A 13376-nucleotide genomic window follows, 5' to 3' on the forward strand; every position below is an offset into this window, starting at 1 on the left:
GCCTGAAGCTATAAGTTGGAAAAAAGACAAATGGTTTTACCGTAGCGAATTTGATTTATGTGCCAAGTGACACATAAATTTTGTCATCACGATAAGCGATCGCATATACCAGGTTTTGCGATCGCTCTTGCTTGTCGAGTGACGAATGATTTCACCAAAATGGCGGCTTCTTTGTCATCAATTCAAATTTTTTTGATTACCTGTTTCAGCATTTTTTACAGCTTGATATCACAAACTCTCAAAATCAGATGCACCCACAGCAAAGCCGACAAGCATGAATAACCAGACAAATAATCTGTCTCTTACATCAGCTAGTCTGTAATCCGAATTTGTGTATTGGTTACTTCTATAGGCAGTGTCTATACCAAGTTACAAATGTAAAAAATACGCTTTAAAAAAATCTTAGCATCATCAGTAGATTTACAGTAGGAAGAGAAATTAAGAAAATATAATATTAAGTATTTAAACTGAGATTTCATAATCAGGGGAGAAAAATCAACAGCTAATGACAAACGACCAATTCCCAAAGCGCTATTTTCAATGACTGCAATTACACGGAAAAAACCCACAAGTCCCTAGCCCCTAGCCCCTAGCCCCTAACCCCTAAGTCTCAGGATTTTTGCATAAATATATATACTGGCACTCGAATAAAATCTAAGATATTGTGTAATTTGCGTAATAATCGGTTTTAGTGGAGAACGGCCGCTAAAGGTAATGGGAAAACTTGGGTATGAATTCGAGGTTCACAAACAAAGCAGTTGCTAAAGCCAGCCCCAACCGGAATACCCGCCGATGCGTTCACTGTTCTAGATTCATGCGAGGTATATGATGACTACTCAGACTCATCCTTCAGTGTTGCAAAAGACGGCAAACGTAACTTTATCAACGCCTGTGCAGGCAACACTTTTCGTTTCCCTATGTGCGTTGACACTGTGGACTGCTTATTTTACAACCTATCCAGCGGTTCACGATCGCGTACATAACCCACGTCACCACACTCTGCTGGTACCTTGCCACTAAACAACTGAAGGCTGAAGTATGAAGTTTGAAGTATGAAGTGATTTAGTTGATTTTTTATCCTTCATCTTTTAAGCTTCATCCTTTTGTTGTGACAATCCAGCGGACAAGATTCCCCATTATCAAGCGACAATACAGTACATGAAAACTTGTACGCTGGGTTCATAGAGTTTTGATCAACTCAGCTATTACTGTGAAATCCATAGTTAAAATGTCGAAATTTAAGCTGTATACACTCATCAGTGCTATTTGTATGATGAGTGTAGTTTTTTATAGTTTTATCGGCTTCTCTCAATCGCCCCAACCGCGTGTGCGACTAGTTAGCCCAGCACCAGAAAGCCGAATTATACCGTTTGAAGCCGAGGCCAGTACACCGCAATCTCCAGTAAAATTAGCGCTGCAAGCCGAAGATGCTACAGGTAAAGCATTAGAGAACGCTAAATTTGACCTGGAAATTTTTACCCCACCTCATAACCCTTGGTTCACAACGGATTTTCCCATAGTGGAGGGAACCAAGCTACTAGATATCGAGACTATAGCCCCAAAAGGACAGCTAGAAGTTCAAACAATGCTGCCAATTCGGGGAAATTACCAACTCAAGGTGAATGTTACCCCAGTGGTAGCGAATGCCTTTAAGCCAATTCAGCAAACCCTGACATTACCAGTGGCAGAAAATGGGGTAAAATATCGTAATTTTGCCATTCTCGCTGTAATTTTATTACTGGTTGGGCTAGGTGGTGGTTGGGTAATTGGTGGAAGACAAGCAATTACACCAGGAGAAATTGCACCTCAGCAAGTGCGATTATTATTGAGTGGATTAATTGTCGTTGCGATCGCAGCTCTATTATTTGTTAACATCAGTGCAGAAGTTGCCCAATCACAAGGTTCAGGACACGCACATAATCACGATCATCACGATCATGGATCGGCAACCGCAGCAGAAGTTGATAACTCTGGGATTGTTCGTCAACAGGGTTTGCAAGCCCAATTGTTAGGATCTGCTAGCGCCACTGTTGGAGAACCTGCTGCTTTGCAAGTAAAAGTTACTGACGAAAAAACAAATCAGCCAATCTCAGACTTACTCTTAAACATCAAAACCACCATGCTTGAGGATGGTTGGGTGAATTTTGCATCCCAAACTGTGACTGATTCCACAGGACAATTTTCCTGGGAACAAGGGTTTTTTGATGGCGCACCTCATAAATTGACAGTAGAAATTGCGCCTCAACCCAATGCTGCACGCCAATTTACGCCATTTCAGGTACAAAGACAAATAGATGTAGAAGGAGTTGCACCGCCTTTTATGGTGCGGTTTATTAGTCTGGCTTACATGACAGCCTTTGTGATTGTGGGATTGTTAGTAGGATTGCGACTCAGACGGAATTTGCCTTTGCACAGTTAACTTGTACTTTTGCAAGTCGTACCCTACGGGAAGCAAGCTACGCGGAGCGTCTCGTAAAGCCTGCGGCATAGCTACGCTTAGGGCGTAGCCTCTCCTAGAAAAGAGAAGTACAAAAATTAATCATATAACTCTTGTGGTGCGGGCATCTTGCCCGCTACAAGTGTACCTCACTCCGATGAAATATGCTGTAGTTTAAAGCTATAAATGAAGTTGAAAAACCTTAAAACTTAAGTACAACAAGCAATATAGTTTTTGTGGTTCATTTGTACGCATATGTGCAAGAGTAATGAAAATTAAGTTAAGCGATCGCCTTCAGAAAACTTCCCTAACCCAGATGCGGGCGATCGCAAACTAACTACTTAATATTGCGTTCGAGCCAAGCAACCAGATCGGAAACATCTGAAAAACTTAAAAATTCTTCTCCCAAAACTTCCAATTGTTCCGTAGACAATACCCGAACGCGATCGATTATCGAAGAATCTATCTCACCAAAACGCCGATTTAGCTGCCGATTTAAAAAGCGAAATGCCTCCTTCTGCTCACCACGTTCCTCGCCTTTGTGCAAAATATCTTGATAAATAACCGATTCTTGCATAAGATCCTCACTTAATAACTGACGAATTAAATCTTTCTCAAATCTCAAACCAGCTAAAATCTCAGTATAAGCCGCCGTATTTTGCCTCGTTTCCCTATCTGCAATTCTAGCGACTTCCTGGGAAACCTGCGATAATAACTCTCGTGGAGAATCAGTCCGACATAAAGGTGCTAGCGGCAATAAAGCCGAATTGCCCAGAAACCATCTCGAATCCTGCTCCCACATCCGAACCGCACGATAAGAGTGGATAGTAGACTCCTCCCGATATTCTTCGGTAAAAGCAATCTCATCGTCAGTTTCCTGCAAAAATATGACGACTTGTGTAACAGAACACTTATACAAACGCTTTAGCCTAACGCAATAATCCAACATTCGGAAAGGAATCGCCGGATTAGACTTTGTTAAAGTTTGAAACTCAATATGTAAAATTCGATTACCAGCTTGGATAAAAATTACCGAATCAGCACGAATTGGTTCCAAGCTTAACTCGGTTCTTAACACAGTAATATTGGTAGATTCTTCCCCAATTAACCACCTGACAAAATCTGCTGGATATTTTTCTGCCAGAACTTTACAAACGTTATCAAAGCTCAAAATATCAACCTAATTAATCCGATAAATATATTATTATAAAATTTATCGGTAAAGCAAACCAGAAATAGTTTGCAATAGTAGCCAAACATTTAAGCTACCAATAACAATCGCTACTAACCACGATAAAATTTTCAGCCATAAAGGATTAACAAACTCACCCATTAAGCGGCGGTTACTTGTAAACATTACCAATGGCACAACGGCAAATGATAGTTGCAAACTTAAAATAACTTGACTGAAAATTAGTAAACTACCTGTACTTTTTTCACCTAAAAATATAATTGAAATCAATGCCGGGATAATCGCAATTAATCTAGTTATCAACCGACGCAACCAAGGTTTTAAGCGCAAATTGAGAAATCCTTCCATGACAATTTGCCCTGCCAAGGTTGCGGTTAGGGTTGAACTTTGCCCGGAAGCAAGTAATGCTAAAGCAAAAATTGCACTCGCTGCATTCACACCCAATATGGGAGAAAGCAATTTATAAGCATCTTGAATTTCGGCTACATCTTGATAACCAGAAAAATGAAAAGTGGCAGCAGCAACAATCAAAATTGCTGAGTTGATAAACAATGCAAAAAATAAAGCCACTGTTGAATCAATCGTGCCAAATTTAATAGCTTCCCATTTCTTTTGGGATGTTGCTTCCCAATTCCGCGTCTGCACAATTGATGAGTGTAAATATAAGTTGTGCGGCATCACTGTTGCCCCTAAAATGCCAATAGCAATGTAGAGCATTTCTGGATTCTGCACAATTTCTATTTTGGGAACATAACCTAATAAAATTCCCCCAAAGTCAGGGCGCGAAAAGATGATTTCTGCGAAAAAGCACAGTCCAACAGTTGCTACTAACATAATTACCAAAGCTTCTGTATAACGAAAACCTTTGTGTTGTAGCAGCAGCAGTACAATTACATCTAGCGCCGTTATACATACCCCCCAACTCAGGGGAATACCAAAAAGAAGTTGCAGCGCGATCGCACTTCCTAAAACTTCCGCTAAGTCGCAAGCTGCGATCGCAATCTCACAAAGTACCCATAACCAGAAGTTCACACGCGGACTGAAATAATCTCGACAAGCCTGTGCTAAATCTCGTTCCGTTGCTACTCCCAACCGCACACACAGCGATTGCATTAAAATCGCCATCAAGTTGGAAAGCATGATTACTGTTAGTAATGCATAACCGAATTTAGCACCCCCAGCCAAGTCAGTCGCCCAGTTACCAGGGTCCATATATCCCACTGACACCAGATATCCAGGCCCTGCATAAGCCAACATCTTGCGCCAGATGTTTTTGGTCTTAGGAATCTCTATACTGCGGTGGACTTCAGGTAAGCTGGGCTTCCTGTCCTGATTTTCTGGAAAAGGCATTCGTTGATACTCTCAGTTTTTCATAATCTTCTCATAATTCTATCCACCGCTGAGAAATTTAACTACATTCCTAAGGTTATAAATCTTAATACTCACTACAACTTAGTTAAAAACTTCAACAAGCAACTCAATTTTCTGAGTGAAAGAGATTATCATTATTAAATTTTCAACTTGTAAAAACTGCTTTTTTTTATTACATTTGAACGAGAACTCATATAGCTAATAAGTTAATCTTTTGAACAAAAATGAAGCCGAAAATACATTCAGAATCTGACAATTGTTGTCATTGTGGACATGACGATCGCGAGAATCATAATCACAATCATCATAATGATTCTCATCACCATCATGATGAGAATCATAACCATGACCATAATCACGATCATGGCGGAGAATTTAATCTCAAAAATGAGATATTTCCTTTAGTTTTGATTTTCGGTTTGTATACACCAGGGATAATTTTTGAATCTCAATTACACAATACATTCTACTCAATCGGTGAATATCTACTTTTTATCCCTGCCTATTTATTAAGTGGATGGAGTGTTTTAAAAACTGCGGGGAGGAATATACTCAGAGGTAGAGTATTTGATGAAACTTTTTTGATGACAGTAGCGACATTGGGCGCGATCGCCATTCATAAATTACCCGAAGCTGTAGGGGTAATGTTGTTTTACAAAATTGGCGAGTTATTTCAAGATATTGCCGTTAGTCGTTCCCGTAATTCCATTAAAGCTTTACTGGAAATACGTCCAAATTATGCCAATATCCAAATAAATGGAGAAATTAAGAAAGTATCGCCAGAAACAGTAAATATCGGGGAAATTATTGTAGTCAAACCCGGAGAAAAGATTCCCTTAGATGGGGAAATCATAGAAGGAAATTCCCAAGTTGATACATCTGCCTTAACTGGAGAATCTGTACCGCGAACGGTGAGAACGGGAGAAATAGTTTTGGCGGGAATGCTCAATAAAATGGGTGTCCTAACAATTAAAGTCACAAAACTTTTTGATGAGTCTTCCATTGCCAAGATTTTAGATTTGGTGCAGAATGCCAGAAGCAAAAAAGCAGCAACAGAGAAATTTATTACAAAGTTTGCGAGATATTATACACCAGTAGTAGTTTTGGCATCTTTAGCAGTTGCGTTATTACCGCCTTTATTGATTCCTGGGGCAACAGCTTCAGAATGGATTTATCGTGGTTTGATATTATTAGTAATTTCCTGTCCATGTGGATTAGTTATCAGTATTCCCCTCGGTTACTTTGGGGGAATAGGCGGTGCTGCTAAACAAGGTATTTTGGTTAAAGGCTCGACTTTTTTAGATACTTTGACAACAGTAGATACGGTTGTATTTGACAAAACTGGTACATTAACCAAAGGAGTATTTAAAGTAGTAAAGATTATTCCTAAAAATGGCGGGAATGAGCAAGAGTTGCTAGAATTAGCCGCCAAAATAGAATCACATTCAAATCATCCGATCGCCCAATCTATTAGGGAGGCGTATCAGGGAAAAATCGATGCATCCCAAGTGAGAGATTACCAAGAAATCGCTGGTTATGGAATTAGCGCCCAAGTTGAAAATCAGTTAGTGCTTGTAGGAAGCGATCGCCTATTACACAAAGAGAATATTGTTCATGATGTTTGCAATATTGAAGGCACAGTGATTCATCTCGCAGTGAATCATGTATATGTTGGGTATATTGCGATCGCTGATGAGTTGAAATCAGATGCAAGAGAAGCTATTCAAAAGCTAAAACGAATCGGTGTCAGAAAAACAGTCATGTTAACCGGAGATAATCAAGCGATCGCCTCCCATGTGGCTCAACAGCTTGGTATAGACTCCTATGAAGCAGAGTTATTACCAGAAGAAAAAGTTAGTGCTATTGAAAAGTTACTCAGCACCGCACAACAGCATGGTAAAGTTGCCTTTATTGGTGATGGAATTAATGATGCTCCAGTAATTGCTAGAGCTGATGTTGGCATGGCAATGGGCGGATTAGGCTCAGATGCGGCGATAGAAACTGCTGATGTTGTCATCATGACCGATAGTCCCTTAAAAGTAGCAGAAGCGATAGAAATCGCCAGAAAAACCCGCACAATTGTCTGGCAAAATATCATTTTTGCGTTAGTCATCAAAAGCGTATTTATTGGGTTGGGGATTTTTGGGATCGCGACAATGTGGGAAGCTGTGTTTGCCGATGTCGGTGTAGCACTACTGGCGATTTTTAATGCAACCAGGGTGATGAATTGAACTGGAGACTGGGAGGATGAAAGGGACAAAAAAGACAAGGGGGACAAGGAGGACAGGGGAGAAATAACAATTGACAATCTGGAATTGGGTGTTGGGGGTTTGTAGTAGTTAACAGCAAGAAGTCAAAACTTGTTAATTTAACACTCCTAACTTAGTAACAGGCGCGATCGCTCGCGTCTGTTTATTTCTGTTGCAAACCAGAGTAAAATCATGCAGTTTGCGATCGCATACATCGCTACAACTATCTAAAACTCCGATCCGTGGGTGGAGTTTTTTATAATAAGCCTGAAGATAGTTGTAGGTAAATTTATGGCGGAAATTCAGGTGGCGATTGAAGGTGAAGATGCGATCGCAGCAACGGAGGATTTGTTGGCGATTCCTGGTATATCTGGTAACTATGCGGTTTCGGAAGCAGAGGAAAAAGAAACGGTAGTTGCAACTGTTGCTAGCATTGTGGGGATTGTCGGGGGTGCGATCGCAATTGCTGAACAAATCCGCAAGTGGTATCAGGAGTATGAAGCTAAACAGTCTGGTAAAAGAATTGAAAAGGTGTTGATTGTGGGGCGTAATGGTAGGCGATTGTTGTTGAAGAATGCGACGTTGGAGGAGATTAAGGAAATTTTGGAAGGGTAAGAGTAACGAACCGCGAAGGCGCAAAGAACACGAAGGGGGAAGAGTTTGAGAGGGATTTTCTGCATTTGTTGGGAAGTTCTCTGGAATTGGGGGTGGTAGACTTGGGGTAATTACTGAATTGTTAGGATTCGGAATGTGCAAGTTGTCCACCTTGACCTGAAGGCTGTTGCGGGTGATTACGTAGAGTTACGGTATTTTGTTGATAATCCAAATCAGTATGAAAGGCGATCGCTTCCTCTCAAAGAAATCGCCGACTTGATTAAGTTGGCTGAGAGAGATTATTACGTTTCGTTTTTCCCAGAGGATTATGCGGTAACTGGGCGGCGGTTGTATAACTGGTTGGATGGGAGCGATCGCAATCTGCAAGCCTTACTAGATAAGTATCGGCGGGAAGGGGTTGTTTTAGCGATCGCCGCCGCAGAAAAACTCGCTCATCTGCCTTGGGAAGTTTTGCATGATGGTAGTAGCTTTTTGGTGCAGCGTGTGCTGGCGGTTGTCCCGGTGCGGTGGGTGTCGGATAGCACGGTAAAAAAATTGACCCTTACAGGCGAAGCAGAAAACCGGGCGCTACAAGTTTTGTTTATGGCGACTTCGCCGTTGAATGTTTCACCTGTGCTGGATTTTGAGGGAGAGGAAGCGCGGATTTTGGAAGCGACGGCGCGACAACCTTTAGCTTTGACGGTGGAAGAAAGCGGTTGTTTGTCGGAGTTGGGTTATTTAGTCGATGGTTACGACAGGGATTATTTTGATGTTTTACACCTGACTGGTCATGCTACTTTACAAGATGGGCGATCGCGCTTTATTACAGAAACGCCAACAGGTGAAGCTTTCTATGCGAGTGCGGAAGATATCGCCCAAGAATTACAATTTCGACTGCCTAAACTGATTTTCGTCTCTGGTTGTCGCACTGGGCAAGCTGGTAATGGCGGTGATGTACCGTCAATGGCGGAAGAATTGCTCAAAGCTGGTGCAAAAGCGGTTTTGGGTTGGGGACAAAAGGTTTTAGATCCAGAAGCGACGGCTGCGGCGGCTGCTTTGTATCAGGAATTAGCGGCGGGGAAGCAAATTGTCGAGGCTGTTGCTAGTACTTACCAAGCATTAATTAAGAATCAAGCGCGGGATTGGCATTTGTTGCGGCTATATGCAGCAGGTGATTTACCCAGTGCATTAGTCACACCCTTGCGGACTCGTGGACGAAAACCAGCGCCAGCGCCTTCAGTGACTACCCAGTTTTTAGATCCGGCGGGTAAGGTGAAAGTCCCGACGCGAGAAAGTTTTGTTGGTCGTCGCCGTCAGTTGCAAAATTGTTTAAGGGTGCTGACGCAATCAAGGGATGAAGTTGGGGTGTTGATTCATGGGATGGGCGGTTTGGGTAAAAGTAGTTTAGCAGCTAGGCTATGCGACAGATTGCCGAATTTTGAGCGTGTTGTGTGGGTGGGGAGAATTGATGAAGGTAATTTAGTGAGTCGGTTGGCGGAAAAGTTGGATGATAACGAACAACGTAAAAGCTTACAAAATTACGAAGAAGAATTGAAATTTCGGTTGCGGCGAGTTTTGCAGCAGTTGCATGAGGGTGGAAAGTCGTTTTTGTTGGTGCTGGATGATTTTGAGGTGAATTTAGCACCCCGCAATGAGAGTTATGTGTTGCAAGCGGAAGCAGCAGAGGTATTGAAAGCTTTAGTTTGGGCGATTAGAGAAAATTACACATCCCACCGCATCATTATTACTTGCCGTTACGATTTTGAATTTAGCCAGTTGCAGTATTTCTACAAGCAGCCGTTGGATGCATTGCAAGGCGCAGATTTGCGAAAAAAGTTTAATCGCCTCACAGCTTTTGGTGAAAAATCTCAGGTTGATGAGGCGTTGAAGTTACAGGCGCAGAAGTTGGCGGATGGGAATCCTCGGTTGTTGGAATGGTTGGATAAATTGTTAGCACCCCACCCCCTAACCCCCTCCCCGCAAGCGAGGAGGGGGGACAAGATAATGGATGATGGAAGTGTGGATGTGGGGGTAATTTTGCAGAGGTTAGCAGCAGATCCGGTGGAGTTGCGAGAGCAAGTTTTGGCTGAGGCGCTGCTGCAACAGATGGATGAAACTATGCGGGAGATGTTGTCACGGGATTTGGTGTTTGAGTTACCAGTACCGAGGGAAGCGTTAGCCGCAGTTTGTGAGAATATCCCGAATTTGGAACATTATATTAATCGGGCAGTGGCGTTGGGGTTGTTGGAAGTCAGCCATGATGAGGCGTTGCGAGTGCCGCGTATTTTGCCACTACGTTTTATACAACATAAAAATCTATACAGTCTAGCTGTAAAGATCCTCAATCAAATTTGGCGAGTAGAAACAGAAGGTAATCTAACAGAAGATAAATGTATTGAAATTCATCGATTGGCTTTATTGGGTGGAGAAAAGAATATAGCTATTGAAACTTGCTCTGCTCTTGCTACTAGGAACCTAGATCAAAGTCTTTATCATAATGCAGCTAATGTTTGCAAAGTTACTTTAAGAGTATTTCAAGATTGGAGTATTTTCAATAACTTAGCGTTAGCCGAAAAACAACTTGGTGATATTAAAAACCCATTAAAATACTATCATAAAGCTTTAAAGTTCTGCCCACTATCTAATAAAAAAGAAAAGGCAACCATTCTACATAATTTATCGGTCATTTATATTGAGACAGGTCAACCCAAAAAAGCAATTTACTTTAACAAAAAATGTTGGGAAATTTCTCAAGAAATTAATAGCTATGAAAACTTAATGATGGCTTTTGGGGGAATGGCCATTATTTTTACGCAGCAGGGGAAACTAGATGAAGCTCTTGATTACTACAAAAAAGCCTTAGAAGCATCTGCTAATAGAATACAAGAAGAAGGAATTTCTTCAAAATTACTAAGAAATAAAGCAGTTTCACTACATAATATTGCCCATATTTATACATTAAAAGAGGATTTTAAACAGGCTATTAATTTGTATCAAGAATCTCTTCAAATAATAGCAGAGCTAGGATATATGCAAGATAAAGCTAGAACTATCAATGAGATTGCTTATATTTATATACTTCAAGGATTAATTAATAAAGCTGTTCCTCTTCTTCAAGAATCTCTGGCAATAAAAGAAAAAAGTGGTGATATAAAAGGGCAGTCAAAATCATTGCATAATCTAGCTTATGTTTATATTATACAAGGAGAAGTTGAGCAAGGAATAGCTTTATATGAAAAAGCTCTCATACTTTCACGGCAAATTAACAATGCTGAATCTCAAGCTAATTCCCTAATGATGCTTGGAGAAATAATGGCGATAAAAAGAAGCTTTTCAGATGGCATGGCTTATTTAAATGAGGCTTTAAATATATTCCAAAAACTTAATTCTCCAAAAACAAGAGAAGTAAAAAAAATTATTGATTACTTATATTCAAGAATTAATATCTTAGAAGATGATAAAAAGCCTAAAAATAAAAAAGAGAAAAATAGAAAAATAGAATAAGAGATCGCCTTTTATCAACAAGCGCTTGCTATTTCCGAACAAATCGGCGATATCCAAACAAAGGCAAATACTTTGTGCTGGTTAGGGCAAATAGCAGAACAACAGGAGAATTATAATCAAGCACTAGATTATTTACAGCCAGCTTTGGAAATATTGCAGCGTATTCAATCCCCTGATGCTGAGAGCGTGAGGCAAATGGTAGCGAGAGTGCAAGATTTACAGCGATTTTCAGGTAAATAGACCACGCTGTAGGGGCACGGCACCAGTAAGATTATTGTATATACCAGAAGATTGTGGATGCCGTGCCCCTACCTGGGCTGCTGTGGTTCAATTGCATGAAAACTGCTGTAAGTTGACACCAATGAACAATGTAGTGCTACTACCCATATTTCGCATTCTTTTTTCAAATTGGTATAACTCGTGAACGAGGCTTTGAACTCCGTTAATCAGGTTTTGAACTCCGTTAATCAGGCTTTGAACTCCGTTAATCAGGCTTTGAACTTCGTTAATCAGGCTTTGAACTCCGTTAATCAGGCCTTTGAACTCCGTTAATCAGGCTTTGAACTTCGTTAATCAGGCTTTGAACTCGGTGAACGAGGCTTTGAACTCGGTGAACGAGGCTTTGAACTCGGTGAACGAGGCTTTGAACTCCGTTAATCAGGCTTTGAACTCGGTGAACGAGGCTTTGAACTCCGTTAATCAGGCTTTGAACTCCGTTAATCAGTTTTTGAAACTCGTACTTTAGCGATCGCAGCTTGCATCTGCCCCAATTCAGCCCGAATATTAAGTCATGGGTACACGTTACTAGGTATGATATTTATTCTGCAAGCATTTACTCAGTAAAAACTAGCTATGACCCAGAACTACCGCATTACCTTACTCCCCGGCGATGGCATTGGCCCTGAAATTATGGCCGTAGCGGTAGACGTGCTAAATGTCGTGGGGAAAAAATTTGATTTGAAGTTTGATTTTCAAGAAGCTTTAATTGGTGGTGCAGCAATTGACGCAACCGGCGAACCGCTACCGGCTGCAACCTTAGATATCTGTCGCAACAGCGATGCTGTATTACTCGCGGCTATCGGTGGTTACAAGTGGGATACCTTACCATCCCATCTGCGCCCAGAAGCAGGTTTGTTGGGATTACGTGCAGGGTTGGGATTATTTGCTAATTTGCGCCCAGCGAAAATTTTACCTCAGTTAATTGATGCCTCAACTTTGAAGCGGGAAGTTGTGGAAGGCGTTGATATTATGGTAGTGCGCGAACTGACTGGGGGAATTTACTTCGGTAAACCCAAGGGGATTTTTGAAACAGAGACAGGAGAGAAACGCGGTGTAAATACAATGGTTTACACCGAATCAGAAATCGAGCGCATTGGCAGAGTAGCCTTTGAAGCAGCTAGGAAACGCGGAAAGAAACTTTGCTCAGTAGATAAAGCCAACGTTTTAGAAGTATCTCAACTGTGGCGCGATCGCATCATTAAACTTTCCCAAGAATATCCTGATATCGAACTATCTCACCTCTACGTCGATAATGCCGCCATGCAATTGGTACGCGCTCCCAAGCAGTTTGATACCATTGTCACAGGTAATTTATTTGGCGATATTCTCTCTGATGCTGCTGCCATGCTCACAGGTAGTATCGGAATGCTACCCTCCGCTAGTTTAGGCGCTTCCGGCCCTGGTGTCTTTGAACCCGTTCACGGTTCCGCCCCAGATATCGCCGGACAAGACAAAGCCAATCCCTTGGCGCAGGTATTAAGTGCAGCCATGATGCTACGCTACGCCTTCGATCAACCCCAAGCAGCAGATACCATAGAAAACGCCGTCTTGCAAGTTTTAGAACAAGGCGATCGCACTGGCGATATTCTCTCCCCCGGAACCAAGCTTTTAGGCTGTCGCGCTATGGGTGATGCACTCATTCAGGCAATAGTCAATAGTCAATAGTCAGTTGTCAGTTGTCAGTTGTCAGTTGTCAGTTGTCAGTTGTCAGAGGTAACAGTCAACAGTAGGGGCGGGTTTATTTAGATCA

Annotated in this window: 12 protein-coding genes; 10 read left to right on the plus strand and 2 right to left on the minus strand. The window is 41.6% G+C overall.

All coding sequences use genetic code 11. From position 1 onward, the window contains the following. Positions 1 to 57: 57 nt before the first annotated feature. From AACU32_RS34405 to AACU32_RS34415, 3 genes are all read left to right on the plus strand, one after another. Positions 58 to 282 (plus strand): hypothetical protein, encoded by a 225-nt coding sequence (locus AACU32_RS34405; protein ID WP_339378522.1) that lies wholly within the window; start codon positions 58 to 60, stop codon positions 280 to 282. A gap of 543 nt (positions 283 to 825) precedes the next feature. Further along, positions 826 to 1020: a CbtB domain-containing protein gene (locus AACU32_RS34410; protein ID WP_339378523.1), complete on the plus strand. Its 195-nt coding sequence runs from the start codon at positions 826 to 828 to the stop codon at positions 1018 to 1020. Between the two features lie 250 nt (positions 1021 to 1270). Next, positions 1271 to 2419 (plus strand): hypothetical protein, encoded by a 1149-nt coding sequence (locus tag AACU32_RS34415; RefSeq protein ID WP_339378524.1) that lies wholly within the window; start codon positions 1271 to 1273, stop codon positions 2417 to 2419. A gap of 355 nt (positions 2420 to 2774) precedes the next feature. Here AACU32_RS34415 and AACU32_RS34420 read toward each other — a convergent pair whose 3' ends face one another. Next, positions 2775 to 3608 (minus strand): DUF4351 domain-containing protein, encoded by an 834-nt coding sequence (locus AACU32_RS34420; RefSeq protein ID WP_096606633.1) that lies wholly within the window; start codon positions 3606 to 3608, stop codon positions 2775 to 2777. A 42-nt stretch (positions 3609 to 3650) separates the two neighbouring features. Then, positions 3651 to 4979: an Nramp family divalent metal transporter gene (locus AACU32_RS34425; protein WP_096606635.1), complete on the minus strand. Its 1329-nt coding sequence runs from the start codon at positions 4977 to 4979 to the stop codon at positions 3651 to 3653. A gap of 245 nt (positions 4980 to 5224) precedes the next feature. Here AACU32_RS34425 and AACU32_RS34430 point away from each other — a divergent pair, with 245 nt between their 5' ends. The 7 genes from AACU32_RS34430 to leuB all read left to right on the plus strand — a co-directional run bounded on the left by AACU32_RS34430 (position 5225) and on the right by leuB (position 13291). Beyond that, positions 5225 to 7231: a heavy metal translocating P-type ATPase gene (locus AACU32_RS34430; protein ID WP_096606637.1), complete on the plus strand. Its 2007-nt coding sequence runs from the start codon at positions 5225 to 5227 to the stop codon at positions 7229 to 7231. A gap of 309 nt (positions 7232 to 7540) precedes the next feature. Further along, on the plus strand, positions 7541 to 7864 hold the full coding sequence (locus AACU32_RS34435; RefSeq protein WP_096606639.1) for a hypothetical protein: 324 nt from the start codon (positions 7541 to 7543) through the stop codon (positions 7862 to 7864). Positions 7865 to 7999: 135 nt separating this feature from the next. After that, positions 8000 to 11347, plus strand: a complete 3348-nt coding sequence (locus AACU32_RS34440) for a tetratricopeptide repeat protein (protein WP_339378525.1) — start codon at positions 8000 to 8002, stop codon at positions 11345 to 11347. Positions 11348 to 11350: 3 nt separating this feature from the next. Beyond that, positions 11351 to 11587 (plus strand): tetratricopeptide repeat protein, encoded by a 237-nt coding sequence (locus AACU32_RS34445; RefSeq protein WP_339378727.1) that lies wholly within the window; start codon positions 11351 to 11353, stop codon positions 11585 to 11587. A gap of 180 nt (positions 11588 to 11767) precedes the next feature. Then, complete coding sequence (locus AACU32_RS34450; protein WP_339378526.1) at positions 11768 to 11899, plus strand: hypothetical protein; 132 nt, start codon at positions 11768 to 11770, stop codon at positions 11897 to 11899. After that, complete coding sequence (locus AACU32_RS34455) at positions 11886 to 12092, plus strand: alanine-zipper protein (RefSeq protein WP_339378527.1); 207 nt, start codon at positions 11886 to 11888, stop codon at positions 12090 to 12092. Before AACU32_RS34450 ends, AACU32_RS34455 begins: the two co-directional genes overlap by 14 nt. Before the next feature lie 107 nt (positions 12093 to 12199). Then, positions 12200 to 13291, plus strand: a complete 1092-nt coding sequence (leuB, locus tag AACU32_RS34460; protein WP_096606641.1) for a 3-isopropylmalate dehydrogenase — start codon at positions 12200 to 12202, stop codon at positions 13289 to 13291. The last annotated feature ends 85 nt before the right edge of the window (positions 13292 to 13376 follow it).

The sequence above is a fragment of the Calothrix sp. NIES-2100 genome (genome assembly GCF_963875285.1).
Lineage (GTDB): Bacteria > Cyanobacteriota > Cyanobacteriia > Cyanobacteriales > Nostocaceae > Aulosira.

Coding starts and splice junctions, on each gene's coding strand:
- AACU32_RS34405 (WP_339378522.1), top strand. CDS start 58: ATGTGCCAAGTGACACATAAATTTTGTCATCACGATAAGCGATCGCAT.
- AACU32_RS34410 (WP_339378523.1), top strand. CDS start 826: ATGATGACTACTCAGACTCATCCTTCAGTGTTGCAAAAGACGGCAAAC.
- AACU32_RS34415 (WP_339378524.1), top strand. CDS start 1,271: ATGATGAGTGTAGTTTTTTATAGTTTTATCGGCTTCTCTCAATCGCCC.
- AACU32_RS34425 (WP_096606635.1), bottom strand. CDS start 4,979: ATGCCTTTTCCAGAAAATCAGGACAGGAAGCCCAGCTTACCTGAAGTC.
- AACU32_RS34430 (WP_096606637.1), top strand. CDS start 5,225: ATGAAGCCGAAAATACATTCAGAATCTGACAATTGTTGTCATTGTGGA.
- AACU32_RS34435 (WP_096606639.1), top strand. CDS start 7,541: ATGGCGGAAATTCAGGTGGCGATTGAAGGTGAAGATGCGATCGCAGCA.
- leuB (WP_096606641.1), top strand. CDS start 12,200: ATGACCCAGAACTACCGCATTACCTTACTCCCCGGCGATGGCATTGGC.